This window comes from Pseudomonas subflava (genome assembly GCF_023823685.1).
Taxonomy (GTDB): Bacteria; Pseudomonadota; Gammaproteobacteria; order Pseudomonadales; family Pseudomonadaceae; genus Aquipseudomonas; species Aquipseudomonas subflava.
On record NZ_JAMXBF010000007.1, the window covers coordinates 195887 to 221145 of the forward strand.

The window sequence follows — 25259 nt, forward strand, 5'->3', positions numbered from 1 at the left end:
GCAGGCGCCGGCAGGCCGGTTAAGTGCCGCTCAGCCGGCGCCCAGGTCGTGGATGGTGTCCTTGAGCATGTCGAAGTCGTACTCCGACAGCCCTACGTAGTCCAGCACCGGGCCGCGGATGCTGTCCCACTCGTGGTCCTGCTCCTGGTTGCCGAGCACGCGGTAGCACGCGCAGATGTGCTCGGCCATCTTCAGGATAGCCAGCAGGTTCTTCAGCTGCACGTCGCGGCTGGAATCGTCGCTGCTGAAGATGGCCAGGGCGTTGTGGTGGTTGGCGATGGCCTCGCACAGGTGCAGCGGCAGGTTCCACGACTTGGCGGTGTAGTAGCCGACCACCGCGTGGTTGGTGTTGAGCAGGCGGTTCTCGGTGTCGACGATGCGGCGCTCGTTGCCGGCGCTGTAGTAGGCCTCCTCCAGCACCGTCATGTAGTTGGGGAAGCGCTTGAGCATCAGCGGGATGCCGCAGTTGTGGAACAGGCCCAGGGTATAGGCCTCGTCCGGCGCCTCGCAGCCGATCCGTTTGGCCAGGGTCAGGCAGGTCATGGCCACGTCCTGGGCGGTATCCCAGAAGCGGTTGAGGGTGACGATGGTCTCGTCGCTCATCTCGCCCTTGATCGACAGCGCATTGATCATATTGATCACCGAGCGGCTGCCGAGCAGGTTCACCGCGCGCTGGATCGAGCTGACCTTGTTGGCCAGGCCGAAATACGGCGAGTTGACGATCTTCAGCAGCGCGCCGGACAGCCCCGGGTCCTGGCTGATGAGCTTGGCGATGCTCTTCAGGTCCGGGTTGGGCATGAACTGCTCCATCTGCAGATCGACCATGATCTGCGGCTGCGGGGGCACGCTGATGCCCTGCAGCACCTGCTGAATCTGTTCGGGGGAGAGTTCCTGGACCATGGCACGACAGCTGGAAGTGTGAACGAGCCTACAGTCTAACCGAGCGCATGCGACAAGGCGGCTAAACCTTTTGGCTGATCTTTTCCGGTCGGGCCCGGTCGGAACAGGAACACCCCCGACACAGAGGAGATTCCGCCATGTCGCTATCCCTGAAAGGCAAACGCGTCGCCCTGCTGGTCACCGACGGCTTCGAGCAGGTCGAGATGACCGAACCGAAGAAGGCCCTGGAAGCCGCCGGCGCCCGCGCCGATGTGCTCTCCACCAAGGAAGGCCAGGTGCAGGGCTGGCACCACGACAAGCCCGGCGACAGCTTCCCGGTCGACGGCACCATCGACAAGGCCCAGGTCGAGGAATACGACGCCATCGTCCTGCCCGGCGGCGTAATGAATTCCGACACCATCCGCACCGACACCGCCGCGCTGACCCTGGTACAGGCCGCCGAGAAGTCCGGCAAGCCGATCGCGGTGATCTGCCATGGCGCCTGGCTGCTGGTCTCGGCCGGCCTGGTCGAGGGCAAGACCATGACCAGCTGGCCGTCGCTCAAGGACGACATCCGCAACGCCGGCGGCGATTGGCAGGACAAGGAAGTGATCCGCGACGGCAACCTGATCAGCAGCCGCAAGCCGGACGACCTGCCGGCGTTCAATCAGGCCCTGCTGGAGCTGCTGGCGGCCTGAGAACCTGTCTACGACTTGATCGTCGGCCATGCTTCGTCGAGCGCGGTCTCGGGCTGCTCATTTACGACCGGTAAACTCCGCGCCCCCGCTCGTCTTGCCTGGCTCTAGCTCAAAAGCTGGTAAACAGGCTCCGGTCAGAGTGGGCAGGGTATAATCGCGCTCTTTTTCCCGGAGCGCCCCCATGACCCTGCCCGCCCTGCGCCTCAAAGCCAACGCCGATCGTCGCCTGCGCGCCGGTCACCTGTGGGTCTACAGCAACGAGATCGACGTGGCAGCCACTCCGCTGCACGGTTTCCAGGCCGGCGACCAGGCGATCCTCGAAGCGGCCGGCGGCAAGCCGCTGGGCATCGTGGCGATGAGCCCGAACAACCTGATCTGCGCCCGCCTGCTGTCGCGCGATGTCAAGCACGTGCTGGACAAGTCGCTGCTGGTGCACCGCCTGAACGTCGCCCTGAGCCTGCGCGAGCGCCTGTTCGACACCCCGCACTACCGCCTGGTGTACGGCGATTCCGACCTGCTGCCGGGCCTGGTGGTCGACCGCTTCGGCGACCATCTGGTGGTGCAGCTGGCCTCTGCCACCATGGAGCAGCAGAAAGAGGCGGTGATCGAGGCGCTGGTGCAGGTGCTCAAGCCACGCGGCATCCTGTTCAAGAACGACTCCGCCGCCCGCGACGCCGAGGGTCTGCAGCGCTACGTCGACACCGCCTTCGGCGTGGTCCCCGAATGGGTCGCGCTGGAGGAGAACGGCGTGAAATTCGAGGCCCCCGTGCTCGGCGGCCAGAAGACCGGCTGGTTCTATGACCACCGCATGAACCGCGCGCGCCTGGCGCCCTACGTGCAGGGCAAGCGCGTACTCGACCTGTTCAGCTACGTCGGCGGCTGGGGTGTACAGGCCGCCGCCTTCGGCGCCAGCGAGGTGTTCTGCGTGGACGGCTCGAGCCTGGCGCTGGACGGTGTGGAGCGCAACGCCACGCTCAACGGCGTGGCCGAGAAGGTCACCTGCGTGGAAGGCGACGTGTTTGAGGCGTTGAAGGAACTGAAGGCCGCCGAGGAGCGCTTCGACGTGGTGGTCGCCGACCCACCTGCCTTCATCAAGCGCAAGAAGGACCTGAAGAACGGCGAGGCCGCCTACCGCCGTCTCAACGAACAGGCCATGCGCCTGCTGAACAAGGACGGCATCCTGGTCAGCGCCAGTTGCTCCATGCACCTGCCGGAAGACGACCTGCAGAACATCCTGCTCTCCAGCGCCCGCCACCTGGACCGCAACCTGCAGCTGCTCGAGCGTGGCGGCCAGGGCCCGGACCATCCGGTGCACCCGGCCATTCCCGAGACCCGCTACATCAAGAGCCTCACGGTACGCCTGCTGCCCAACAGCTGATGGAGGCCCCGCCCTTTCGGGCGGAGCGGGGGCATCAGTTGATGCCCTTGCGCTGCTCGGTCCACAGCAGGCTGGTGCACAGGCCGCAGAAGGTGCCGTAGAAGGTACTGCTGGCGTTCTGGTCGTTCATCAGGTGATAGCGGAACCACGCGGTGGACGGCCCGCGGTAGGCGCCGCCATTGCCGACCGGCTCGAAGTGGCTGACCGTGCGCCGCTCACCCCAGAACACCGGCACGTTGGCGCGGGTGTAGACCGGCTGGGCGTTCAGGTAGGGGAAGGCGATGGTGTCGCCGCCGCCGGTCATCAGGAACATCGGCCCCTTCTGGTTGCGCTGCGACGCGCTGTCGTGGCCCAGGCCGATGGTGTACGGCTGGATGGGCGCCGTCACCCGCACCCGGTCGTCCTGCCCGGCCATGATCGAACCGCCGCCGCCCTGGGAATGCCCGGACGTGCCGACGCGCCCGGCGTTGAGCTTGCCGGCATAAGTGCCGTAGGTGGCGGCGTTTTCCTGCACCAAGTAATCCAGGCAGGCGAGCATCTCCTGGCCGGTGCCGGCATTGGACGTCTCCGCCGCGGCCACCACGAAGCCGTGGCTGGCCCAGTGGCCGAGCAGCGCGGCGTAGGTGCTCGGGCTGGACCCGGTGCCGTTGCCCCAGAGGATGATCGGGTGGCGCACGCCGTTCTGACCGAGGTTGCTGGGCCGGTAGATGCGGCAGCTCGGCCCCTCGCTCTGGCTGGTGGTGGCGTAGGGGCCGTTGTTGTCGAAGCTGGACACGGCCGGGAACGGCGTGCCGGGGGTATCCGGCAGGGGAGCGGCCAGGGCAGAGGCCGAAGCGGTCAGCAACGCGGCCAGCAGGCCGCCGAGTTTGAAGTCATGCATCGAAGGGTTTCCTCGTTCTTGTTTCCCTGAGACACGAATCGCCATTTCCCTCCCGACCCACTGCGCCGGACCCGGGCTGCACTGCACGGTAAATCGCTGGCGAACGCCGGCGCCCGGTCGCGGACCGCGGCGCACCGCCGAACCCTACGTGACCGCACGGTCACACCCGCAATCGACCGAAGGGGGAAAGCGGATGAACGGCATCGCACCAAGGGGCTAACCCTTCGCCGCCGGCACCGGCAATCGCACCGCCTTGGCTCGGCGGCGGCGGCGGGCGTAGAATCGGGGCATTCCCTCGCCAGGCATCCTCCGGCGGGCTTGTGAGCCCGGGCCGGGCGGACGGTGATCCCGTCCCGCTGCACGCCCACCCTCCGACGCGGTCATCTGCCGCCGACCCGCTCACCCAAACCACTGCTTACCTGATTAGCCGCAGGAACCCGTCATGCCCGATTACCGCTCGAAGACCTCCACCCACGGCCGCAACATGGCCGGCGCCCGCGCCCTGTGGCGCGCCACCGGGATGAAGGACGAAGACTTCAAGAAGCCGATCATCGCCATCGCCAACTCCTTCACCCAGTTCGTGCCCGGCCACGTGCATCTGAAGGACCTGGGCCAGCTGGTCGCCCGCGAGATCGAGAAACACGGCGGCGTGGCCAAGGAATTCAACACCATCGCCGTGGACGACGGCATCGCCATGGGCCACGACGGCATGCTCTATTCCCTGCCGAGCCGCGAGATCATCGCCGACTCCGTGGAATACATGGTCAACGCCCACTGCGCCGACGCCATCGTGTGCATCAGCAACTGCGACAAGATCACCCCCGGCATGCTGATGGCCGCCCTGCGCCTGAACATCCCGGTGGTGTTCGTCTCCGGCGGCCCGATGGAAGCCGGCAAGACCAAGCTGGCCAACCATGGCCTGGACCTGGTCGACGCCATGGTCGTCGCCGCCGACGACTCCTGCTCCGACGAGAAGGTCGCCGAGTACGAGCGCAGCGCCTGCCCGACCTGCGGTTCCTGCTCCGGCATGTTCACCGCCAACTCGATGAACTGCCTGACCGAAGCCCTGGGCCTGTCCCTGCCGGGCAACGGTTCGACCCTGGCCACCCACAGTGATCGCGAGCAGCTGTTCCTGCGCGCCGGCCGCCTGGCCGTCGAGCTGTGCCAGCGCTACTACGGCGAGAACGACGAGTCCGTACTGCCGCGCAACGTCGCCAGCTTCAAGGCGTTCGAGAACGCCATGACCCTGGACATCGCCATGGGCGGCTCGACCAACACCATCCTGCACCTGCTGGCCGCCGCCCAGGAGGCGGAGATCGCCTTCGACCTGCGCGACATCGATCGCCTGTCGCGCAAGGTGCCGCAGCTGTGCAAGGTGGCGCCGAACATCCAGAAGTACCACATGGAAGACGTGCACCGCGCCGGCGGCATCTTCTCGATCCTCGGCGAGCTGGCCCGTGGCGGCCTGCTGCACACCGACGTACCGACCGTGCACAGCCCGAGCATGGCCGACGCCATCGCCGAGTGGGACATTACCCAGACCCAGGACGAGAAGGTGCACACCTTCTTCAAGGCAGGCCCTGCCGGCATCCCGACCCAGACCGCCTTCAGCCAGAGCACTCGCTGGGACACCCTGGATGACGACCGCGCCGAAGGCTGCATCCGCAGCGTCGAGCATGCCTACTCGCAGGAAGGCGGTCTGGCCGTGCTGTACGGCAACATCGCCCTCGACGGCTGCGTGGTGAAAACCGCCGGCGTCGACGAATCGATCCACGTGTTCGAAGGCACCGCGAAGATCTTCGAGAGCCAGGACAGCGCCGTGAAGGGCATCCTCGCCGACGAGGTGAAGGCCGGTGACATCGTGATCATCCGCTACGAAGGCCCAAAAGGCGGCCCGGGCATGCAGGAGATGCTGTATCCGACCAGCTACCTGAAGTCCAAGGGCCTGGGCAAGGCCTGCGCCCTGCTCACCGACGGCCGCTTCTCCGGCGGTACCTCGGGCCTGTCCATCGGCCACGCCTCGCCGGAAGCCGCCGCGGGCGGCGCCATCGGCCTGGTGCGCGATGGCGACAAGGTGCTGATCGACATCCCCAACCGCAGCATCAACCTGCTGGTGAGCGATGAAGAGCTGGCCGCCCGCCGCATCGTCCAGGACCAGAAGGGCTGGAAGCCGGTCGCGCCACGCGCACGCAAGGTGACCACCGCGCTGAAGGCCTACGCCCTGCTGGCCACCAGCGCCGACAAAGGTGCGGTGCGCGACAAGTCGCTGCTCGACCAATAAGGCGCGGCGGCACCCACACGAGCCCGGCCCCGCGCCGGGCTCGTGCTTTGCAGGGTGCGCAGATACGCGAAGTGCGCGCGGGCACCCTAAGGAGGAGGCAGAGGCGCCATGAAGATCGGCCTGATCAGCGACACCCACGGCCTGCTGCGCCCCGAGGCGCTGGCGGCGCTGGCCGGGTGTGCGCACATCCTGCATGCCGGCGATATCGGCAAGCCGGAGATCCTCGATGCGCTGCGCCAGATCGCCCCGCTGACAGTCGTGCGCGGCAACAACGACGAGAACCTGGAGTGGGCTGCCGAGTTGCCGCTGGCGGTCGAGCTGCAGCTCGGCGGCGTCGGCCTGTATCTGGTGCACGAGCGGGCCCATGTGCCGGCCGGGTTGCCGGACGGCGTGCGCGTGGTGATCACCGGTCACTCGCATAAGCCGCTGATCGAGGAGCGCGACGGCATCCTGTGGGTCAACCCCGGCAGTGCCGGGCCGCGGCGCTTCAAGCTGCCGATCAGCGTCGGCCTGCTGCATATCGAAGACGGCGCCGTGCGCGCCGAACTGCTCGAACTCACCCTTTAGGGCGCGCCGCGCGCACCGTAGCGTCTCAGCTCACACCGACATAACGGTCGGCGCGGTGATTCAGCGCCAGCACCAGGTTGAGCATCACCGCGCCGAGCACCGACAGCGCCACCTTGTCCGGCGTCACCACGAAGATCGCGCCCAGCACGATGACCGCGTCGATGGCCATCTGCACCGTGCCGGCACGCACGCCGAAGCGTTCCTGCAGGAACAGCGCGAGGATGTTCACCCCGCCCAGGCTGGCCCGGTGGCGGAACAGCATCAGCAGGCCCAGGCCCATGGCCGCACCGCCGAACAGCGCGGCGTACAGCACATCGAGGTGAGCGAAGGCGACCCAGCCCGGCGTCAGTTCGGCCAGCAGCGACACCAGCAGCACGGCGCAGCCGGTGCGCAGGGTGAAGGCCCAGCCCAGGCGCCAGATGCCGAGCGCGTAGAACGGCAGGTTAACCAGGCAGAACACCAGGCCGAACGGCCAGCCGGCCAGGTACTTGGCCAGGAAGGCGATACCCACGGTGCCGCCGGTGAGCAGCCCGGCGTGGGTGTAGAAGGCGATGCCCAGGGCCACCAGGGCGGTGCCGAACAGCAGCGCCAGGGCATCCTCCCACAGCGGGTGGCGGACGAAGATGGCGGCGACGGTTTCAGCCTCGGGCGTGTCGATAGGGTCGGTCATGTGCGGATCTTGGCGGATAAAAGCAAAAGCATAGGGCGCCGCCTTCGGGCGAAGGCGACCTCGATCAATGACAGTGAAGAAAAGTCCTAGCGGCCTGTGCGGTTAATGCGTGCATTCAAGTTCGAGTGCCAGGGTTTGCCAGACTAGGCGTCGCGACGAGTCGTAGCAGAGCTACGGCGAGGAGCGGCAACGACGTATGGCAAAGCCTGGCGCCGAAATTGGATATTTGAATTAGCCAAACAGGCCTCTAGCGGCGCTGCCAGGTCTCGAAGCGGTAGGCCGGCGAAGCGTCGGTCGCTTCGTGCGCTTCGCACTCGCTGCGCTGCCAGGCGGCCTCGTCGAAGGCCGGGAACCAGGCATCGCCCTCGGGCTGCAGCGCCACGCGGGTCAGGTACAGGCGCGCGGCCTGGGCCAGGCCCTGTTCGTAGAGCTGGGCGCCACCGATCAGCATCAGCTCGTCCACGCCCTGGGCGCGGGCCCACTCGTCGGAGCGCACGATCGCCTGCTCCAGCGAGGCGAACACCTCGGCCCCTTCCAGCTGCAGCCCCGCTTGGCGGCTGACCACCAGGTTGAGGCGACCCGGCAGCGGCCGGCCCAGCGAATCCCAGGTCTTGCGGCCCATGATGATCGGCTTGCCGAGCGTCTTGGCCTTGAAGTGCTTGAGGTCCGCCGGCAGGTGCCAGGGCAGTTGGTTGTCGCGGCCGATCACGCGGTTTTCCGCGAGGGCGGCGATCAGGCAGAGGGGCAGGGTCTGGTTCATGGCCGCGAGGATACCAGAGGCCCCGGTGTGAAGCAGCGCGCAGCATGGCCGACGGTCATCGTCCTGCCATGACACGTTCGGTAAACGGTCATCGCGGGCGGTCAGGGTGGAAGCGCTGTTACCCTCTCCCCACCCCGCAAGGAGCGTTGCCATGCAGATCCAATCCCTGCGGCATTGGCTGGTCGCCGCCAGCCTGACGTTGCCCCTGTTCGCCCACGCCGGCGATGCCGCACCCACCGCCCGCGCCGAGCCCACGCCCCTGGTGATCGGCCATCGCGGCGCCAGCGGCTATGTGCCGGAACACACCCTGGCCTCCTATGCCCTGGCCGTGCTGCAGGGCGCCGACTACATCGAGCCGGACCTGGTGATGACCCGCGACGGCCAGTTGGTGGCGCGCCACGACAACGAGCTGGGGCTGACCACCGACGTCGCCGACCGCCCGGAATTCGCCGACCGCAGGCGCACCCAGACGGTGGATGGCGTCAGCCTCAGCGGCTGGTTCAGCGAGGACTTCACCCTGGCCGAGCTGAAGACCCTGCGCGCCATCGAGCGCATCCCCGACATCCGCCCCGGCAACGCACGACTGGACGGCGCCTTCGAGGTGCCGACGCTGCAGGAGATCATCACCCTGGTGAAGACCATGGAGCGCAGCGAGCGGCGGCGCATCGGCCTGTACATCGAGACCAAGCACCCGACCCACTTCCAGCAGCTCGGCCTAGCGATGGAGGCGCCGCTGCTGCGCACCCTCGCCCGCAACGGCTACAAGGACCGCCGCGATCCGGTGTACATCCAGTCGTTCGAGGTCGACAACCTGCGCCACCTGGCTCGCCACAGCCGCCTGCGCCTGGTCCAGCTGTTCGGCAGCGGCCAGCCCTACGACCAGCAGGCGCAGGGCTCGCAGCTGACCTACGCGAAGATGGCCACAGCCGAGGGCCTGCGCCGCGTCGCCCGCTATGCCGCCGGGGTCGGCCCGGAGAAGAGCTACGTGATCCCGCGCGACGCGGCCGGCAACCTGGGCCAGCCGACCCGCTTCGTCGCCGACGCCCACGCCGCCGGGCTCAAGGTGCACCCCTACACCTTCCGCGCCGAGAACGCCTTCCTGCCGACCGCCCTGCGCAGCAGCGACCGGCCGGACGAGCGCAGCGACAGCGCGGCGGAAATGCGCGCCTTCCTCGAGGCCGGCATCGACGGCCTGTTCACCGACCAGCCGGACGTCGCCGTACGCCTGCGCGAGCAGCGCTGAGGCGAGCAACCGGCGCCGCCGTGTCGCGGCGCCGGTTGTTGTGCGGTTATGCTTCCGCCTCATTCCGGTGAAAGAGACGCCGCGTGAGCGAAGCCCGATCAAACCACCTGCAATGCCTCTGGCTGTGTGAAGCCGTGCGCCTGCGCGAGGAACACGCCGGCCCGCTGGAGGACAGTGAAGCCAACCGCCTGGCGCGCCAGACCGGCACCGACCTGGCCACCCGCATCCAGGCCCGCGCCCTGTTTCTCGCCGGCCGCGACGGGCAGACCCGCGCCCTGCGCCACTGGCTGCAGGGCGGCCGCCTGGCGCTGCTGGCCCTGGCCGTGCTGGCGCTGCTCAGCGGCGCGGCCCTGGCCTTCGCCGCCCTCGGCGACGGCAGCCGCCCGGTCAATGTGTTCTGGGCCCTGGGCAGCCTGCTCGGCCTGCATCTCCTGACCCTGCTCGGCTGGCTGTTCGGCCTGCTCTTCGCCGGCGAGCACCAGGCCGCGCTCGGCCGCCTGTGGCTGTGGCTCAGCGAGAAGCTGGCGCGCGACGCCGCGGCCGCCCAGCTCGGCCCGGCGCTGGTCCTGCTGCTGCGCCGCCGGCGTCTCAACCGCTGGCTGCTCGGCGCGCTGGTCCATGGCCTGTGGCTGCTTGCGCTGGGCTGCGCGGCGGTGATGCTGCTGCTCCTGCTCAGCACCCGGCGCTACGGCTTCGTCTGGGAAACCACGCTGCTCTCCGGCGACGCCTTCGTCACCCTCACCCACCTGCTCGGCGGCCTGCCCGCCCTGCTCGGCTTCCCGCTGCCGGACGTGGAGACCATCCGCGCCAGTGGTGCGGCAGCACTGACCGACGAGGCCGCGCGCCACGCCTGGGCCGGCTGGCTGCTCGGCGTTTTGCTGGTGTTCGGCCTGCTGCCGCGCGCGCTGCTGTTGCTGCTGTGCCTGTGGCGCTGGCGCCACGGCAGCATGCGCCTGAGCCTGGATCTCGACCTGCCCGCCTATCGCCTGCTGGCCGAGCGCCTGCAACCGCCGGCCGAACGCCTCGGCGTGATCGACCCCGCGCCCGCCGCACTGCCGGAACCGCACGCCGGCCAGCGGCTCGAGGCCGGCGGCGGCGCCCTGCTGGTGGCGGTGGAGCTGGACGCCGGTCGCCCCTGGCCACCGGCGCTGGGCAAGGGCGTGGCCGATGCCGGCGTGCTCGACGGCCGCGAGCAGCGCCAGCGCCTGCTCGACCAGCTCGGTCGCTTCCCGCCGGCGCGCCTGGCCATCGCCGTCGACCCGCGCCGCTCGCCGGACCGCGGCACCCTGGCGCTGCTCGGCGAGCTGTCGCGCAACGCCGCCGCCACGCGCATCTGGCTGCTGCCGCCGCCGCCCGGCGAGGCGCTGGACAGCCAGCGCCTGGGCGACTGGCACGAGGCCCTGCAGCGCCTCGGCCTGACCTTCTCCGACGCCTCGCCCGCGGCCTGGCTGGAGCGCGGCCATGACTAAGCCGCTGCGCCTGGCCGTGGTCGGCCATACCAATGTCGGCAAGACCTCGCTGCTGCGCACCCTGCTGCGCGACGCCGGTTTCGGCGAGGTGTCGCACCGCCCCAGCACCACCCGTCACGTCGAGGGCGCGCGCCTGTCGGTGGCCGGCGAGGCGCTGCTGGAGCTGTACGACACGCCCGGGCTGGAAGACGCCATCGCCCTGCTCGACTACCTGGAGCAGCTGGAACGCCCCGGCGAGCGCCTGGACGGTCCGGCCCGCACGGCGCGTTTTCTCGACACCGCCGAGGCGCGCCAGCGCTTCGAGCAGGAGGCCAAAGTGCTGCGCCAGTTGCTGGCCAGCGACGCCGGCCTGTACGTGATCGACGCGCGCGAGCCGGTGCTGGCCAAGTACCGCGACGAGCTGAGCGTGCTGGCCGGCTGCGGACGGCCGTTGCTGCCGGTGCTCAACTTCAGCGCCTGCGAGCGCCAGCGCGAGGCCGAATGGCGCGACGCCCTCGCCCGCCTCGGCCTGCATGCACTGGTGCGCTTCGACAGCGTGGCGCCGCCGCTGGACGGCGAGCGACGCCTGTACGAGAGCCTGGCCCTGCTGGTGGAGCCGGCGCGCACGGCGCTGGAGCGGCTGATCGTCGATCACGAGGCGCAGGCCGACATGCGCCGCGAGGCCGGCGCCCGGCTGATCGCCGAGCTGCTGGTGGACTGCGCCGCCCTGCGCCGCGGTGTCGCCACGCAACCGACGATCGAGCAGGCCGAGATCGCCGCCCTGCACCAGGCCGTGCGCCAGCGCGAGCAACGCTGCGTCGAGGCCCTGCTGCGCCTGTACGCCTTCCGCGAGGGTGACGCCCGCGCCGGCGAACTGCCGCTGCAGGCCGGGCGCTGGGGCGACGACCTGTTCAACCCCGAGACATTGCGCCAGCTCGGCATCCGGGTCGGCGGCGGTATGGCCGCCGGGGCCGCGGCCGGCGCCGGTGTCGACCTGCTGGTCGGCGGCCTCACCCTGGGCGCCGCGGCGCTGCTCGGCGCGCTCGCCGGCGGCGGTCTGCAGACCGCGCGCAGCTATGGCGGGCGCCTGCTCGGCAAGCTGCGTGGCGAGCGCGAGCTGAGCGTCGACGACAACGTGCTGCGCCTGCTTGCCCTGCGCCAGCGCCAGCTGCTGGCGGCGCTGGCCACACGCGGCCACGCGGCGACCACGGCGATCCAGCTGGACGATCCGCGCGACGAGGCCTGGCGCCAGGCCGCCCTGCCCGAGGCGCTGCGCCGGGCCCGCGCCCATCCCGAATGGTCGTCGCTGAACCCCGCGCCGCAGCTGGATCAGGTCGAGCGCCAACGCCAGGTCGAACGCCTGGCAGGGGAGCTGGGCGGCAACTGAGGCGTCACCGGCGGCAACCCCTTGCCGCAGACGGGCCGGTATTTGCCGCTGCGCCTGCGCCGACGGCGCCCAACTCCTTGATGCACAAAGCAATGCCACCGCCCACCGAGGCTGGCATCGGCCTTGCTCCTGTGTGGGTTCGCGTCCTACGGATCAGGAGGAACCATGAACAGCATCGGCGGCATCGGCGGGCAATTCGCCTGGTCGTTTCTCGGCGTACGTGGCAAGGATCGGCTCCCGGACGAGGAGCTGTTCGCCCTGGGCGCGCCCGCGGCGCCCTCGGCCGGCACCGGCTCCGGCGGTTCCAGCAGCAGCTCCGGCTATGACTTCCGCGCCGAGGAGGCCTACAACGAGGGCTTCGCCCGGCTGCGCGTCAGGCTGCAGAACCTGGCGGACCAGGAAGGCAAGGAAACCAGCCTCAGCCAGGGCAAGCTGACCTCCAGCCTGGTCGGCGAGAGTTCGGCGAGCCAGGCCTTCCACGAATACATGGCGATGACCCCGGCCGAGAAGATGCGCGACGCGATCCTCAAGGAGATGGGCCTGACCGAGGAGGAGATCGCCGCGATGCCGCCGGAGAAGCAGAAGGCCATCGAAGAGGAGATCGCCCAGCGCATGCAGCAGCGTGCCGAGCTGCAGGCGGCCAAGGAGAAGGAGCAGAGCCACGGTGACCGGTCCGGCGCCGTCGGCAGCCCCGAGGAAGAGGCCAGCCTGCTGTCCTGATCGGCCTGATCCGCTAGCGCCTCAGCGCCGCGCCAGGCTGGTCCACAGCGTCGCGGCGACGATCAGCAGCCCGCCGATCCACGCCTGCAGGCTCAGCGTCTCGCTCAGCCAGAGCACGGCGAACAGCGCGCCGAACAGCGGCTCGCTGCCCATCAGCAGGCTGACCCGGGTCGGGCTGCTGCGGCCCAGCGCCCAGTTCTGTACATAGAAGGCGAACAGGGTGGCGAACAGCACCAGGTACAGGCTGCCGACCCAGAACGCCGGCGCGGTCGGCAGCGGCGGCAGGCCGCCGGGCAGCAGCAGCGCGCCGAGCAGCAGGCAGCCGAAGCCGATCACGCCGGACTGCACGGCGGTGAGCGCCAGCGACGGCACGTCGCGGCCGGCGGTGAGGCGGCGGGTCAGGCACACCTGAAAGGCGCGCAGCAGCGCGGCGGCCAGCATCAGGCCGTCGCCCAGACCGAAGTCGAGGTCCACGCCACCGCTGAGCAGCCAGGTGCCGAGCAGCGACAGCGCCACCGCCGGCAGCAGGCGCGCGTCCGGGCGCTGGCCGAGCATCAGCCACTCGACGAAGGGCGTCAGCACCACGCACAGGCTGATCAGGAAAGCGGCGTTGCTCGCCGTGGTCAGCTGCACGCCGTAGGTCTCGCAGAGGAAGATCGCCAGCATGGCCAGGCCCAGCGGCAGGCCGGGCGCCCAGGCGCGCCGGCCCGCGCCGCGCAGCTGCGGCGCCAGCAGCAGGAAGGTGATGCAGAAGCGCACGGCGAGGAAGCCCAGCACCGGGTAGAACACCAGCGCCTGCTTGGCCACGCCGTAACTGGTGCCCCACACCAGCGCCACCAGCAGCAGGAGCAGGTCGCTGCCGTGCAGCAGGCGGGAACGATGGGTGGCGGTCAGGCTGGTCATGACGGTGGCTCGCGGTGGCAATGGGGCAATTGTCCATTGCCAACCTCACCGCGATAATCAGGCCATCCCGCACGAGACTCGTTCCTGATGAGCATGAATAACCTGCTGCCGCTGATGGCCAGCTTCGTCCGCGTGGTGGAGTGCGGCAGCTTCTCCGCCGCCGCGCGCCAGCTGCACACTAGCGGCTCGGCGCTGAGTCGCCAGCTCGCCCAGCTGGAGGCGGCCCTGGGCCTGCGCCTGCTGGAACGCACCACCCGCCGCCTGCGCCTGACCGAGGCCGGCAGCGAAGTATTCGAGCGCTGCCGGGAGATGCTCGGCGCCGCCGAGGCCGCCGTGGCGGTGGGCGAGCGGCTGATGAGCGATGCCCGTGGCCAGGTGCGCCTGTCGGTGCCCAAGGCCTTCGGCAAGTACCTGGTCGCGCCGCTGATGGCAGACTTTCTCGCCAGGCACCCGGAGGTCGACGTCAGCCTCAACCTCAGCGACCGCAGCCCGGACCCGATCGCCGAGGGGTTCGACCTGATCATCCGCATCACCGAGCAGCCCCCGGAGCAGATGGCCGGCCGCCCCTTGTGCCAGGTCGAGCACCTGCTGTGCGCCACGCCGCAGTACCTGGCCGACCACGGCACGCCGCAACACCCGCAGGACCTGGTGCGCCATCGCTGCCTGTACCTGGACGAGCGCGCCGACGACCACCGCTGGCACTTCGCCAAGGACGGCGAGCAATGCACGGTGGCCGTGCGCGGCCGCTTCGCCAGCAACCACAGCGAAGTGCGCCTCAACGGCGCGCTCGATCACCTGGGCATCGCCTGCCTGCCGAGCTTCACCGCCGACGAGGCGCTGGCCGATGGTCGGCTTCTGCAGGTGCTCGGCGACTGGCGCTACACCGGCTACTACCACGGCACGGCCTGGGCGCTGTACCCGTCCAATCGCCATCTGCCGCCGAAGCTGCGCGCGTTGATCGACCATTTGGCGGCCGGGCTGGCCGGCTAAGCGTTGTGCAGCCGTAGGGTGGACAACCGCGCAGCGTTGTCCACCGTGGGCGCCCATGGTGGAAAAGGCCTGCGGCCGTTTCCACCCTACGCAGGGCCGTCCTGCAGCGGGTTGAGGCGAACTGCGTAAGGGCGAGCCCAGCAGCGGCGTGTGAGCCCGTTGGGCTTCGCTGCGCCCACCCCAACCGACGCCTCAACCCGCGCGCAGCCCGGCCTACGACCTCGCTGAGTGCACGCGCAGGGCCAGCTCTTCCAGCCAGGCCAGCTCGGCCGCGGGACGGCCGGGCACCTTGGCCGCCTCGTCCCAGCGGCGTAGGCGCAGGCTGTCGGCGAACAGGGGATCGCGCTCGAAGGCATCGGCCTGGGCCTCGCTCATTGGCCCGCCCTGCCAGCTCAGCGTCTGCAGGCTGGCCGGGCTGAGCGCCGCCAGGTAGCCTGGCTCACGCCGGCACAGGTAGCGCTTGGCCTCGACATGCAGGGCCACCAGGCCGCTGAGCCGGGCGGAGAAACCCAGCCCGCGCAGACAGCGCGCGCCGACCCGCTCGTGGCCCTGGCGGCCGAGGCCGGCCATGCTGTTGTGCGCCGCCGGCGGCACGCAGAAGTGGCCGACGTCGTGGCAGAAGGCGGCGAGGATCAGCTCCTCGTCGGCGCCCTCGTCGCGCGCCAGCTCGGCGGCCTGGACCATGTGTTCGAGCTGGCTGACCGCCTCTCCGATGTAGTCGGCCTGGGCCTGCTGGCGGCACAGGGCGAACAGCTCGGCCACCGCCAGCGCGGCACTCACGCCGGCAGCGCCACGGGCCAGTCGCCCTCGCCGAGCAGCGCGGCGATAGTGCGCTCGCCCAGGCCGAGGCCGACGCTCATGCCCAGGCCGGTGTGCATCAGCACCGCGGTCACACCCTCGGCGGCGCGCAGCACGCTGAACGGGCCGGGGCCACGGGAGCCGTACACGCCCTGCCAACGCTCGAGCACCTGCAGGCGACCGCCTAGGGTGTGCTCGGCCAGCTCGATCAGCAGCTGGTCGACGTCCTCGGCGTTGAACGGCGCGGCGTCGCTGCCGTAGTCGTGGGAGTCACCGATGATCAGCTCGCCATAGGGCGTCGGGCTGACCAGCAGGTGGATGCCGTATTGCTCCAGCGCCGGGTAGTCGCGGCGGATCTCGGCCTGGATCGCCGCGGCCTCGGGCAGGTCGGCGAAGGCGCCGTAGTGCACGCAGCTGAGGCCGGTGAGCACGGCGTGCTGCAGGTCCAGCGGGCGCTCCAGGCGCGCGCGCAGCATTTGCAAGCGGCACACGGACGGCTTGAGCGCGGCCATGGGTTCGGCCAGCAGGGTCTGATAGTCATGCCCGGAGCAGACCAGGATGTGCCGCGCGGTGAAGCGCCCGGCGGTGGTCAGCGCGCTGCCGGATTCGACATCACGGACCAGGGTGGAAAAGTGGAACTCGACGCCGAGGCCGCGCAGATGATCGACGATCTGCGGCAGCGCCTCGCGCGAGTACAGCTGCTGGTCGTCCAACCCGTGCAGGGCGGCACGGTGGTGGGTGAAGCGGCCGGCGTACAGGCCGTCCAGCGCGGCGCCGCGCAGCAGTTCGACGCGGTAGCCGAGTTCACGCGCGCGGCCGGCGCAGAAGGCTTCGAGCATGGCCTCCTCGGCCTCAGTGCGGGCGAATACCAGCGAACCTTGCTGCTTCAGCGCCAGGCCCGCGGCCTTGCCCAGCTCGGCCCACAGGCCGTGGGCCTGGCGCGCCAGGTCGAGCATCGGCCCCGGCGCCTGGCCGGTGACCAGGGCCTGGCCGAAGTTGCGGATGGAGGCGCCGAGCGGCGTGGCGGTGCGCTCGAAGACCTTGACCTTGAGGCCGCGCTTGGCACCGGCCCAGGCATGGGCAAGGCCGAGCATGCCGGCACCGACGACCAGCAGGTCGCAGTCGTGCTGACTCATGGGGAAACTCCTGGAAATCTGTAGCCCGGATGCAATCCGGGGATGGGTGTTGCGGGTGTCCCGGATTGCATCCGGACTACGGGCAGGTCTCCCCTCGCCCACTTGTGGGAGAGGGGCAGGGGGAGAGGGGCTTGTTGTCGCGCCCTCTCCCCAACCCTCTCCACTAGGCGTGCCCCCGTAACGGGAGACGGGCCATCCGTGCAGGCTTATTGCGCCACCGGCTCGGACTTGCCGTCGTAGCGCTTGCGCCACTCGGCGAGGATCTTGTCGCGGTTTTCCGAGGCCCAGGCGAAGTCGTTCTTGATCAGGCGCTGCTCGTAGTCGGCCGGCAGCCCCTGGAACGGTTCGGCGATGCCCGGCTGGGCCAGTACGGCGAAGTTGGCCTTGTACAGGTCCATGGCCTCACGGCTGGCGGCGAAGTCGGCGAGCTTCTTGGCTGCTTCCAGCTGGTCGGTGCCCTTGACGATGCCGGTGGCCTCGATCTCCCAGCCCAGGCCTTCCTTGGGCAGCACGATGTCCAGCGGCGCGCCCTTGCGCTTGAGTTGCACGGCCGGGTATTCGAAGGAGATGCCGATCGGGAACTCACCGGCGGCAGCCAGCTTGCACGGCTTGGAGCCGGAATGGGTGTACTGGCCGATGTTGGCGTGCAGCTTGTCCATGTAGGCCCAGCCGCCGGTTTCGCCGAAGGTCTGCAGCCAGGCGCTGACGTCCAGGTAGCCGGTGCCGGAGGACGCCGGGTTGGGCATGACGATCTTGTCCTTGTACACCGGGTTGGTCAGGTCTTCCCACTTGGTCGGCTTGGGCAGGCCCTGCTTCTCGGCCTCGATGGTGTTGAAGCAGATGGTCGCGGCCCACACGTCCATGCCGACCCAGGCCGGCGGGTTGGCGGCGTCGCGGTAGTTGGCGCCGATCTTGTCCAGGTTGGCCGGAGCGTAGGGCACCAGCATGTCCTGCTGCTTGAGGATGGCCAGGCTGGAACCGGCCAGGCCCCAGACCACGTCGGCCTGAGGGCGATCCTTCTCGGCCAGCAGCTTGGCGGTGACGATGCCGGTGGAGTCGCGCACCCACTTGATGCTGATGTCCGGGTTCTGCTTCTCGAACGCTTCCTGGTAGGGCTTGAGCTGCTCGACTTCCAGCGCGGTGTAGACGGTCAGCTCGGTGTTGGCCTGGGCCTGCAGGGCGCAAGCGGCGAGCAGGCCGGCGGCCAGGGCGGTGCGTTTGAACATGGTGGAGCTCCTAGTGGTGTGGCTAGCGGTTGGCGTTGGTTGTCCGGTCGCGATTGGCTGCGCGTCGGCCAGGCTGTGTCGGAACAGGCCTCGGGATGCTCATTTACCGTTCGTAAACTGCGCTCCCTCGGCCAGCTCCTCCTTGCCTGGCTCTAGCTCGCTCAATCGCTCATTTGTTTATGTGGCCTGCGGGCTTTCGCCACGGGCCAGGCGTGCATTGATGTGGTCGATGACGGCGGGCAGATCGGCGATGGTGTCGATCAGGTAGTGCGGGCGGCTGCCGGCGAACAGCCCGTCGATGCGCGCACGCTCGGCGGCGCGGCGCTCGGCCGGCAGCGCCTGGTACTCGTCCCAGGAGAGGCCCAAGAAATTGCCGGAGAAGCGCAGGGCCACGGTCCACATGCCGGCGGCGCGGCCTTCGAGGATGCCCGGCTCGGTGTCGTCGACCTTGACGCAGGCGGCGACGTCGTCGAGGCCCAGGGCGATGACGTTGGCCAGCGCCTGCGCCGGGCTCGGCCGGCCCTTGGGCACCTCGTCGGTGGCGACTACGTGATCCGGGCTGTAGCCCTTGGCGGCGGCCAGTTCGACCACCTTGCCCATCACTGCCAGCGGGTAGCCGGAGCAGCTGCCGATGCGCAGGCCCCGCTCACGCAGGGCGGCGATGGCCTGCAGGGCGCCGGGGATCAGCGCCGAGTGCTCGCCGACTTTTGCTACCTGTAACGGCATAAAGCGTTCGTAGATGGCGGTGACGTCGGCGTCGCTCGGCAGGCGACCGAAGCGGCGCTGGTAGCGCTCGGCCACGGCCGGCTGATCGCACAGGGTGCGGATGTGGTCCCACTTGCCCATGCCCATCGGGCCGCGTGCCTCGTCCAGGCTCAGCTCGATATCGAACTGGGCAAAGGCCTCGACGAAGATCCGCGTCGGCGCAAAGGAGCCGAAGTCGACCACGGTGCCGGCCCAGTCGAGGATGGCGGCTTGCAGGCGGTCGGGGTGCTGGTAGCGCATGAATGTTCTCCGAAAAGGTTAGTGACCAGGCGCTGCGCGCCAGGCCTGGGAGCGGCGCAGCAAGCCGCGCGAGGCCCCGGCCAGCAGCAGCGAGACGGCGGCGGACGTGAGCAGGATCAGAGTGGACATGGCGGCGGCGCCGCCGACGTTGCCGGCGTCGTCCATGTTCAGCACGGCGATGGCGGCCAGCAGGCTGTCCGGGCTGTAGAGGAAGATCACCGCCGACACCGTGGTCATCGCCGAGACGAACAGGTAGCGGACGATGTCGAGCAGCGCCGGCAGGCAGATCGGCAGGGTCACGCGGAAGAAGTGGCGCAGCAGCGGCACCTTCAGCGACAGCGCGGCGGCCTCGAACTCGCCATCGAGCTGGCGCAGGGCGGCGCTAGCGGTCATCTGCGCAGTGGTCAGGAAGTGCGCCACGGTACAGATCACCAGCAGGGTGACGCTGCCGTACAGGCCGTGCAGCGGGTTGGCCGGCAGGTTGAAGAAGAATACGTAGCCGAGGCCGAGGACCAGGCCGGGCACCGCCATGGGAATGAAGCACAGCAGGCGCAGCAGTTGGGTCAGCGGGCTCTGCCGGGTCTTCTCCAGCAGGTAGCTGCCGAGGAAGATCAGCACGCCGCCGAACAGCGCGCAGCAGGTCGCCAGCAGCAGGCTGTTGCGGTAGGCCAGCCAGCCGCCGGGCAGCTCGGAGAAGGCGTAGTTGTGCAGCGACAGCGATAGGTCGTAGGGCCAGAACTTGACCAGCGACGAGTACACCGCCATGCCGAACACGCCGAGCAGGCAGGCGCTGACCAGCAGCACCAGCAGCAGGAAGGCGCCATCGCGGCCACGACTGGGCTGCGGGTGGTAGACCTGGGCGCGGCCGCCCATGGCGTCGCGCTGGCGGCGGCGCAGCCAGAGGTCGACGGCAAAGCTGAGCAGCGCCGGCAACAGCAGGAACAGGCCGATCAGCGCGCCGCGGCCGAACTGCTGCTGGCCGACCACCGCCTTGTAGGCCTCCAGCGACAGCACCTGGTAATCGCCACCCACCACCACCGGCACGCCGAAGTCGGTGACGCACAGGGTGAAGACCAGGCAGGCGGCGGCAAACAAGCCCTGGCGGCTGCCCGGCCAGGTGATGCTGCGGAACGCGCGCCAGGGTGAGGCGCCCATGCTCGAGGCGGCGTCGAACAGCCGCGCATCGGCCAGGGCCAGGGCGCTGAGCAGCACCATCAGCGCGTGAGGGAAGGTGTAGATGACCTGGCCGAGGACGATGCCCCAGAAACCGTAGATGTTGTCCGGGATGAAGTCGCGCAGCACGCCCTGGTTGCCGAACAGGTAGATCAGCGCGATGCCCGGCAGCATCGACGGCGCCAGCAGCGGCAGCAGCGAGATGCCGCGCCACAGGCCCTTGCCCGGCACGCAGGTACGCTGCAGGGCATAGGCGAAGGCGTAGGCCAGCGGCACCACGATCAGCACCACGGCCAGGGCGCTCTTCAGGCTGTTGCCGAGCAGCCAGCGGAAGTTGGCGCTGGCCACCAGCTCGCTCGCCGCGGCCAGCCCGCCGCCCTGCCCCGGATCGCCGGCCAGGCCGCGCCAGAGCATGGCCGTGAGCGGCAGCAGCACGCCGAGCAGCAGCAGCGCCAGCAACAGCCACTGGCCGCCCTGCACGAACAGGCGGTCGGCCAGGTCCGCCGGCCAGCGCCGGACGAGCGTCCGGGGCTTGTGCAGAATCGCGACCTGTTGCATCAGGCGAACACCTGCAGGCTGCGCGGCGGCAGTGCCACCCAGATCTCGGCGCCACTCAGGCGCGGCATGGACTCGGGCGCCAGCTCGGCGAGCAGGGCATGGCCCGGCAGCGCGTCCAGCTCGAAGCTCAGACGGCAGCGGTTGCCGAGGAAGGTGATCTCGCGCATCTGCGCCGGGAACAGGTTGTCCTCGTGCACCGGCGGGTTGATCACCACCGCCTCGGGACGGCAGAACAGGCGGCCGCGCTCGGCGTGGCCGGCACCCCGCTGAGCGCTGTGCAGGCGCAGGCTGAGGTCGCCGACGCGGGCGTGCTCGCCGTCACGCTCGAACGGCAGCCAGTTGCCCTGGCCGACGAACTCGGCGACGAAAGGCGTGGCCGGCGCGCGGTAGATGTCCTGGGGCGAGGCGTACTGCTCGACGCGGCCGTGGTTCATCACGGCGATGCGGTCGGCCATCAGCATGGCCTCGTCCTGGTTGTGGGTGACCATCAGGGTGGTGATGCCGAGCTGGCGCTGCAGGGCGCGCAGCTCGCCGCACAGATGCTCGCGCACGCGGGCATCGAGGGCCGACATCGGCTCGTCGAGCAGCAGCAGTGACGGGCTCGGCGCCAGGGCGCGGGCCAGCGCCACGCGCTGCTGCTGGCCGCCGGATAGCTGCGCCGGGTACTTCTGCTCGCTGCCGGTCAGGCCGACCAGCTCGAGCATCTCGTTGACCCGTGCGCGGATCGCATCGCGGCCCTGGCCGGCCAGGCCGTAGGCGACGTTCTGCGCCACCGTGAGGTTGGGGAACAGCGCGTAGGACTGGAACAGGATGCCGTAGTCGCGCGCTTGCGGCGGCAGCTCGGAGACGTCACGTCCGGCGAAGCGGATGGCGCCGCCGTCCTGGCGTTCCAGGCCGGCGATGCAGCGCAGCAGGGTGGTCTTGCCGCAGCCGGACGGGCCGAGCAGGCAGACCAGCTCGCCGGCAGCGATGTCCAGCGATACGCCGTCCAGCGCCTTGAAGGCGCCGAAGCCCTTGTGGATATCGCGCAGCTGCAGGTCGACGGTGGCCATGGCGGAACCTCGTTGTGAATCGAACGAGGCTCATGCTGGGCGCGCAGTGCTAAGGCTTTATGGCAGTTGGGCAAAAGCTGCCGATAGTGGTATCGGCGGATTTGTGTAGGGTGGACAACGCCGCTGGCGGCTTGCCCACCGAGAGCGACGCAATGGTGGGCAACGCTACGCGGTTGCCCACCCTACTCGGTGCTTTCCCGCGCCAGGGCCAGGAAGGCCGCCGGCAGGCGCGCGGCGCGGCGCTCCTTGAGGCAGTAGAGGTATTCCGGGATCAGCGGCGCGTCGTCCAGCTCGATCACCCGCAGCTCGGGGTTGTCCGGCACTTCGTGGCGGGCGATCACGCTGATGCCGATGTTGCGCAACACCGCCTCACGGATCGATTCGCGGCTGCCGATCTCCAGCACCGCGCCGGGTGCGGCGCCGGCGTCGCGCAACATCTGTTCGGTGAGCAGGCGCGTGGTGGAGCCGGCCTCGCGCACCAGCAGGCAGTGGCCGGCCAGCGCCGAGGCGTGCAGGCGCTTGTGCGCGGCCAGCGGATGGCAGCGGTGCACGGCCAGCACCAGCGGGTCCTGGCCCAGCACCAGGCGGGTGAAGCGCGCGTCCTGCTCCAGCTGCGAGGAGGCGGCGAGGTCGACGCGATACTCCTCCAGCGCCTCGATCACCTGCTGCGAGTTGCCGATCTCCAGGGTCACTTGGATCTGCGGCAGGCGCTCGCGGAAGCGTTTGACCAGATCGAGCACGTAGTAGGGCGCGGTGGCGGCGATACGCAGGCTGCCCTGCAGCTGGCCGCAGTTGCGCAGGAAGAACTCGATGTCGGCTTCCTGCTGCAGCAGCCGCTGCACCATCGGCAGCAGGCGCGCGCCCTCCTCGCTCAAGGTCAGGCGGCGGCCGCCACGGTAGAACAGCTCGACGCCGTACTGCGCCTCGAGGTTGCGGATCTGCGTGGTGACCGTCGGCTGGCTGAGGCCGAGCTTCTTCGCCGCCTGGGTGATGCTGCCCAGGCGGGCGACCATGTGAAAGGCCTTGAGCTCGGCCGCCAGCATGGCTTACACCGCGACCGGCGCGGCGATGTGCGGGTGGGCCTGGTAGTTCTGCAGCTCGAAGTCCTCGAACCTGAAGGCGAACAGGTCCTTCACCTCGGGGTTGAGCTTCATGGTCGGCAGCGGCAGCGGCTCGCGGGTCAGCTGCAGGTCGGTCTGCTCGATGTGGTTGGCGTACAGGTGGCAGTCGCCGCCGGTCCACACGAAGTCACCGGGCGCAAGATCGCAGACCTGGGCGATCATCAGCGTCAGCAGGGCGTAGCTGGCGATGTTGAAGGGCACGCCGAGGAAGATGTCGGCCGAGCGCTGGTACAGCTGACAGCTCAGGCGGCCGTCGGCGACGTAGAACTGGAACATGGTGTGGCACGGCGGCAGGGCCATCTCGTCGACCAGCGCCGGGTTCCAGGCGGAGACGATCAGGCGGCGCGAGTCCGGATTCTTCCTGATCATCGCGATCAGCTTGCTGATCTGGTCGATCGACTCGCCGTTCGGCGCCGGCCAGCTGCGCCACTGGTAACCGTACACCGGGCCGAGGTCGCCGTTCTCGTCGGCCCACTCGTCCCAGATGCGTACGCCGTTGTCCTTCAGGTACTTGATGTTGGTATCGCCCTGGAGGAACCACAGCAGCTCGTGAATGATGGACTTCAGGTGGCACTTCTTGGTGGTCACCAGCGGGAAGCCGTCGGCCAGGTTGAAGCGCATCTGGTGGCCGAACACCGAGTAGGTGCCGGTGCCGGTGCGGTCGCTCTTGAAGGTGCCGGTCTCGCGCACCAGGCGCATCAGGTCGAGGTACTGTTTCATAGCGCGGCTCCTTGGGCGGCTTCGCGGCGGTAGGCCCAGATCATAAGGCCGAGGCCGCCGAGAATCATCGGCACGCACAGCACCTGGCCCATGGTCAGCCAGCCGCCGGCGAGATAGCCGAGCTGGGCGTCCGGCACGCGGACGAATTCGACGATGAAGCGGAAGATGCCGTAGCAGACGGCGAACAGGCCGGACACCGCCATGGTCGGGCGCGGCTTGCGCGAGTAGGCCCAGAGGATCAGGAACAGGGCCACGCCTTCAAGGGCGAACTGGTACAGCTGCGACGGATGGCGCGGGTCCGGCCCGCCATTGGGGAAGACCATGGCCCAGGGCACGTCGGTGACCTTGCCCCAAAGCTCGGCGTTGATGAAGTTGCCGATGCGCCCGGCGCCCAAACCGATCGGAACGAGCGGGGCGATGAAGTCCATCAGTTCGAAGAAGCTCTTGCCGTTGCGCTTGCCGAACCACCAGGTGGCCAGCATCACGCCGATCAGCCCGCCGTGGAACGACATGCCCCCTTCCCAGACGCGGACGATCTTCAGCGGCTCGGCGATGTAGGCGGACAGGTCGTAGAACAGCACGTAGCCCAGGCGACCGCCGAGAATTACGCCCATGGCTACCCAGAACACCAGGTCGGAGAGCTTCTCCTTGCTCCAGCTCGGGTCGAACTGCTTCAGGCGGCGCGACGCCAGCAGCCAGGCGCCGCCGATGCCGATCAGGTACATCAGGCCGTACCAGTGGATCTTCAGCGGGCCCAGGGCGATGGCCACCGGGTCGATCTGCGGATAGGGCAGCATTGCAACTCCTTAGATGAGGAAGCTCACGCCCACGCACAGCAACAGCAGGGCGAACAGGCGTTTCAGTACATGGGCCGGCAGGCGATGCGCCAGGCGCGCGCCGATGCGGGCGAAGAACATGCTGGTGATGGCGATGCCGGCCAGCGCCGGCAGGTACACGAAGCCCAGGCTCCAGGCCGGCAGGTGCGCCTCGTTCCAGCCCAGGACCATGAAGCTCAGGGTACTGGCCAGGGCGATGGGCAGGCCGCACGCCGAGGAGGTCGCCACCGCCTGCTGCATGGGCACGCTGCGCCAGGTCAGGAACGGCACGGTCAGCGAACCGCCGCCGATGCCGAAGATCGCCGAGGCCCAGCCGATCACCGCGCCGGCGCCGGTCAGCCCGGGCTTGCCTGGGACCGCGCGACTGGCCTTGGGTTTCAGGCCCAGGCCCATCTGGATGGCGATGACGATGGCGAACACGCCGATGATCTTCTGCAGCATCGGCCCCTGAATGGCCGCCGCGGTGAGCGAGCCGAGGGCGGCGCCGAGCAGGATGCCGAGGCTCATCCAGGCGAACACCGGCCACAGCACGGCGCCCTTGCGCTGGTGCTCGAGCACCGAGTTGACCGAGGTGAAGATGATGGTGGCCAGCGAGGTGCCCACGGCCAGGTGGGTCAGCACGGCCGGGTCGAAGCCCTGGGCGGTGAAGCTGAACACCAGCACCGGCACGATGATGATGCCGCCGCCGACGCCGAACAGCCCGGCCAGCACCCCGGCCGCCGCGCCGAGCAGCAGATAGAGCAGGAATTCCATGCGCAACCCCCGAAAACGAAGCGGCATGGTAACGGAAGGGCCCCGCGCCCTCCAGCCGAGGCGATGGATGCCCACGG

The 25259-nt window shown here is 69.3% G+C and carries 24 protein-coding genes; 9 read left to right on the top strand and 15 right to left on the bottom strand.

What is annotated here, in order from left to right:
* Positions 1-30: 30 nt before the first annotated feature.
* Complete coding sequence (locus NF616_RS12350) at positions 31-846, bottom strand: HDOD domain-containing protein (protein ID WP_252273662.1); 816 nt, start codon at positions 844-846, stop codon at positions 31-33.
* Between the two features lie 191 nt (positions 847-1037).
* Between NF616_RS12350 and NF616_RS12355 the strand changes: the two genes are divergently transcribed.
* Positions 1038-1577, top strand: coding sequence for a type 1 glutamine amidotransferase domain-containing protein (locus tag NF616_RS12355; protein ID WP_252273578.1), 540 nt, complete (start codon positions 1038-1040; stop codon positions 1575-1577).
* A gap of 181 nt (positions 1578-1758) precedes the next feature.
* Positions 1759-2955, top strand: coding sequence for a class I SAM-dependent rRNA methyltransferase (locus tag NF616_RS12360; protein ID WP_252273579.1), 1197 nt, complete (start codon positions 1759-1761; stop codon positions 2953-2955).
* A 34-nt stretch (positions 2956-2989) separates the two neighbouring features.
* On the opposite strand, the gene NF616_RS12365 is transcribed toward NF616_RS12360, so the two are convergent.
* Entirely contained in the window at positions 2990-3835 is an 846-nt protein-coding gene (locus NF616_RS12365; protein WP_252273580.1) for a poly(ethylene terephthalate) hydrolase family protein, read from the bottom strand.
* A gap of 442 nt (positions 3836-4277) precedes the next feature.
* Between NF616_RS12365 and ilvD the strand changes: the two genes are divergently transcribed.
* Together ilvD and NF616_RS12375 are read left to right on the top strand one after the other, a co-directional pair.
* Positions 4278-6116 (top strand): dihydroxy-acid dehydratase, encoded by a 1839-nt coding sequence (ilvD, locus tag NF616_RS12370; RefSeq protein ID WP_252273581.1) that lies wholly within the window; start codon positions 4278-4280, stop codon positions 6114-6116.
* 108 nt (positions 6117-6224) lie between these two features.
* Positions 6225-6683: a metallophosphoesterase family protein gene (locus tag NF616_RS12375; protein ID WP_252273582.1), complete on the top strand. Its 459-nt coding sequence runs from the start codon at positions 6225-6227 to the stop codon at positions 6681-6683.
* Positions 6684-6708: 25 nt separating this feature from the next.
* On the opposite strand, the gene NF616_RS12380 is transcribed toward NF616_RS12375, so the two are convergent.
* Both NF616_RS12380 and NF616_RS12385 read right to left on the bottom strand, forming a co-directional pair.
* Positions 6709-7353: a YitT family protein gene (locus NF616_RS12380; protein ID WP_252273583.1), complete on the bottom strand. Its 645-nt coding sequence runs from the start codon at positions 7351-7353 to the stop codon at positions 6709-6711.
* A 247-nt stretch (positions 7354-7600) separates the two neighbouring features.
* Complete coding sequence (locus NF616_RS12385) at positions 7601-8125, bottom strand: dihydrofolate reductase (RefSeq protein WP_252273663.1); 525 nt, start codon at positions 8123-8125, stop codon at positions 7601-7603.
* A gap of 139 nt (positions 8126-8264) precedes the next feature.
* On the opposite strand from NF616_RS12385, the gene NF616_RS12390 reads away from it, so the two are divergent.
* The 4 genes from NF616_RS12390 to NF616_RS12405 all read left to right on the top strand — a co-directional run bounded on the left by NF616_RS12390 (position 8265) and on the right by NF616_RS12405 (position 12911).
* On the top strand, positions 8265-9356 hold the full coding sequence (locus tag NF616_RS12390) for a glycerophosphodiester phosphodiesterase (RefSeq protein WP_252273584.1): 1092 nt from the start codon (positions 8265-8267) through the stop codon (positions 9354-9356).
* Positions 9357-9439: 83 nt separating this feature from the next.
* Positions 9440-10825 carry a DUF2868 domain-containing protein gene (locus NF616_RS12395; RefSeq protein ID WP_252273585.1) on the top strand — a complete coding sequence of 462 codons (1386 nt, stop codon included), beginning with the start codon at positions 9440-9442 and terminating at the stop codon, positions 10823-10825.
* Positions 10818-12191, top strand: a complete 1374-nt coding sequence (locus NF616_RS12400) for a GTPase/DUF3482 domain-containing protein (protein ID WP_252273586.1) — start codon at positions 10818-10820, stop codon at positions 12189-12191. Before NF616_RS12395 ends, NF616_RS12400 begins: the two co-directional genes overlap by 8 nt.
* A gap of 165 nt (positions 12192-12356) precedes the next feature.
* The gene (locus NF616_RS12405; protein WP_252273587.1) at positions 12357-12911 is read left to right on the top strand and encodes a hypothetical protein; all 555 of its coding nucleotides are present in this window, start codon (positions 12357-12359) and stop codon (positions 12909-12911) included.
* 21 nt (positions 12912-12932) lie between these two features.
* Here NF616_RS12405 and NF616_RS12410 read toward each other — a convergent pair whose 3' ends face one another.
* Entirely contained in the window at positions 12933-13814 is an 882-nt protein-coding gene (locus NF616_RS12410) for a DMT family transporter (protein WP_252273588.1), read from the bottom strand.
* Positions 13815-13901: 87 nt separating this feature from the next.
* Here NF616_RS12410 and NF616_RS12415 point away from each other — a divergent pair, with 87 nt between their 5' ends.
* On the top strand, positions 13902-14804 hold the full coding sequence (locus NF616_RS12415; RefSeq protein WP_252273589.1) for a LysR family transcriptional regulator: 903 nt from the start codon (positions 13902-13904) through the stop codon (positions 14802-14804).
* Between the two features lie 213 nt (positions 14805-15017).
* Here the strand turns inward: NF616_RS12415 and NF616_RS12420 are convergent, their stop codons facing one another.
* The 10 genes from NF616_RS12420 to NF616_RS12465 all read right to left on the bottom strand — a co-directional run bounded on the left by NF616_RS12420 (position 15018) and on the right by NF616_RS12465 (position 25182).
* Positions 15018-15584 carry an HD domain-containing protein gene (locus NF616_RS12420; RefSeq protein ID WP_252273590.1) on the bottom strand — a complete coding sequence of 189 codons (567 nt, stop codon included), beginning with the start codon at positions 15582-15584 and terminating at the stop codon, positions 15018-15020.
* The gene (locus tag NF616_RS12425; RefSeq protein ID WP_252273591.1) at positions 15581-16738 is read right to left on the bottom strand and encodes a TIGR03364 family FAD-dependent oxidoreductase; all 1158 of its coding nucleotides are present in this window, start codon (positions 16736-16738) and stop codon (positions 15581-15583) included. Before NF616_RS12425 ends, NF616_RS12420 begins: the two co-directional genes overlap by 4 nt.
* A 206-nt stretch (positions 16739-16944) precedes the next feature.
* On the bottom strand, positions 16945-17964 hold the full coding sequence (locus tag NF616_RS12430; protein WP_252273592.1) for a putative 2-aminoethylphosphonate ABC transporter substrate-binding protein: 1020 nt from the start codon (positions 17962-17964) through the stop codon (positions 16945-16947).
* A 177-nt stretch (positions 17965-18141) separates the two neighbouring features.
* On the bottom strand, positions 18142-18969 hold the full coding sequence (gene phnX / locus NF616_RS12435; protein WP_252273593.1) for a phosphonoacetaldehyde hydrolase: 828 nt from the start codon (positions 18967-18969) through the stop codon (positions 18142-18144).
* A gap of 18 nt (positions 18970-18987) precedes the next feature.
* Positions 18988-20700, bottom strand: a complete 1713-nt coding sequence (locus NF616_RS12440) for a putative 2-aminoethylphosphonate ABC transporter permease subunit (protein ID WP_252273594.1) — start codon at positions 20698-20700, stop codon at positions 18988-18990.
* The gene (locus NF616_RS12445; protein WP_252273595.1) at positions 20700-21752 is read right to left on the bottom strand and encodes a putative 2-aminoethylphosphonate ABC transporter ATP-binding protein; all 1053 of its coding nucleotides are present in this window, start codon (positions 21750-21752) and stop codon (positions 20700-20702) included. The genes NF616_RS12440 and NF616_RS12445 overlap by 1 nt, the downstream gene beginning before the upstream one ends.
* Before the next feature lie 182 nt (positions 21753-21934).
* Positions 21935-22795: a LysR family transcriptional regulator gene (locus NF616_RS12450; RefSeq protein ID WP_252273596.1), complete on the bottom strand. Its 861-nt coding sequence runs from the start codon at positions 22793-22795 to the stop codon at positions 21935-21937.
* A 3-nt stretch (positions 22796-22798) separates the two neighbouring features.
* Entirely contained in the window at positions 22799-23593 is a 795-nt protein-coding gene (locus NF616_RS12455; protein ID WP_252273597.1) for a thymidylate synthase, read from the bottom strand.
* The gene (gene lgt / locus NF616_RS12460; RefSeq protein ID WP_252273598.1) at positions 23590-24390 is read right to left on the bottom strand and encodes a prolipoprotein diacylglyceryl transferase; all 801 of its coding nucleotides are present in this window, start codon (positions 24388-24390) and stop codon (positions 23590-23592) included. The genes NF616_RS12455 and lgt overlap by 4 nt, the downstream gene beginning before the upstream one ends.
* A 9-nt stretch (positions 24391-24399) precedes the next feature.
* Positions 24400-25182, bottom strand: a complete 783-nt coding sequence (locus tag NF616_RS12465) for a sulfite exporter TauE/SafE family protein (protein WP_252273599.1) — start codon at positions 25180-25182, stop codon at positions 24400-24402.
* Between the last annotated feature and the right edge of the window lie 77 nt (positions 25183-25259).

What these genes read in the sequence shown, in the direction of transcription:
- phnX (WP_252273593.1), bottom strand. Translation starts at nt 18,969, where the DNA reads ATGCGCTACCAGCACCCCGACCGCCTGCAAGCCGCCATCCTCGACTGG.
- NF616_RS12415 (WP_252273589.1), top strand. Translation starts at nt 13,902, where the DNA reads ATGAGCATGAATAACCTGCTGCCGCTGATGGCCAGCTTCGTCCGCGTG.
- NF616_RS12465 (WP_252273599.1), bottom strand. Translation starts at nt 25,182, where the DNA reads ATGGAATTCCTGCTCTATCTGCTGCTCGGCGCGGCGGCCGGGGTGCTG.
- NF616_RS12380 (WP_252273583.1), bottom strand. Translation starts at nt 7,353, where the DNA reads ATGACCGACCCTATCGACACGCCCGAGGCTGAAACCGTCGCCGCCATC.
- NF616_RS12425 (WP_252273591.1), bottom strand. Translation starts at nt 16,738, where the DNA reads ATGAGTCAGCACGACTGCGACCTGCTGGTCGTCGGTGCCGGCATGCTC.
- NF616_RS12450 (WP_252273596.1), bottom strand. Translation starts at nt 22,795, where the DNA reads ATGCTGGCGGCCGAGCTCAAGGCCTTTCACATGGTCGCCCGCCTGGGC.
- NF616_RS12440 (WP_252273594.1), bottom strand. Translation starts at nt 20,700, where the DNA reads ATGCAACAGGTCGCGATTCTGCACAAGCCCCGGACGCTCGTCCGGCGC.
- NF616_RS12430 (WP_252273592.1), bottom strand. Translation starts at nt 17,964, where the DNA reads ATGTTCAAACGCACCGCCCTGGCCGCCGGCCTGCTCGCCGCTTGCGCC.
- lgt (WP_252273598.1), bottom strand. Translation starts at nt 24,390, where the DNA reads ATGCTGCCCTATCCGCAGATCGACCCGGTGGCCATCGCCCTGGGCCCG.
- NF616_RS12355 (WP_252273578.1), top strand. Translation starts at nt 1,038, where the DNA reads ATGTCGCTATCCCTGAAAGGCAAACGCGTCGCCCTGCTGGTCACCGAC.
- NF616_RS12375 (WP_252273582.1), top strand. Translation starts at nt 6,225, where the DNA reads ATGAAGATCGGCCTGATCAGCGACACCCACGGCCTGCTGCGCCCCGAG.
- NF616_RS12410 (WP_252273588.1), bottom strand. Translation starts at nt 13,814, where the DNA reads ATGACCAGCCTGACCGCCACCCATCGTTCCCGCCTGCTGCACGGCAGC.
- NF616_RS12400 (WP_252273586.1), top strand. Translation starts at nt 10,818, where the DNA reads ATGACTAAGCCGCTGCGCCTGGCCGTGGTCGGCCATACCAATGTCGGC.
- NF616_RS12390 (WP_252273584.1), top strand. Translation starts at nt 8,265, where the DNA reads ATGCAGATCCAATCCCTGCGGCATTGGCTGGTCGCCGCCAGCCTGACG.
- NF616_RS12360 (WP_252273579.1), top strand. Translation starts at nt 1,759, where the DNA reads ATGACCCTGCCCGCCCTGCGCCTCAAAGCCAACGCCGATCGTCGCCTG.
- ilvD (WP_252273581.1), top strand. Translation starts at nt 4,278, where the DNA reads ATGCCCGATTACCGCTCGAAGACCTCCACCCACGGCCGCAACATGGCC.
- NF616_RS12365 (WP_252273580.1), bottom strand. Translation starts at nt 3,835, where the DNA reads ATGCATGACTTCAAACTCGGCGGCCTGCTGGCCGCGTTGCTGACCGCT.
- NF616_RS12405 (WP_252273587.1), top strand. Translation starts at nt 12,357, where the DNA reads ATGAACAGCATCGGCGGCATCGGCGGGCAATTCGCCTGGTCGTTTCTC.
- NF616_RS12455 (WP_252273597.1), bottom strand. Translation starts at nt 23,593, where the DNA reads ATGAAACAGTACCTCGACCTGATGCGCCTGGTGCGCGAGACCGGCACC.
- NF616_RS12445 (WP_252273595.1), bottom strand. Translation starts at nt 21,752, where the DNA reads ATGGCCACCGTCGACCTGCAGCTGCGCGATATCCACAAGGGCTTCGGC.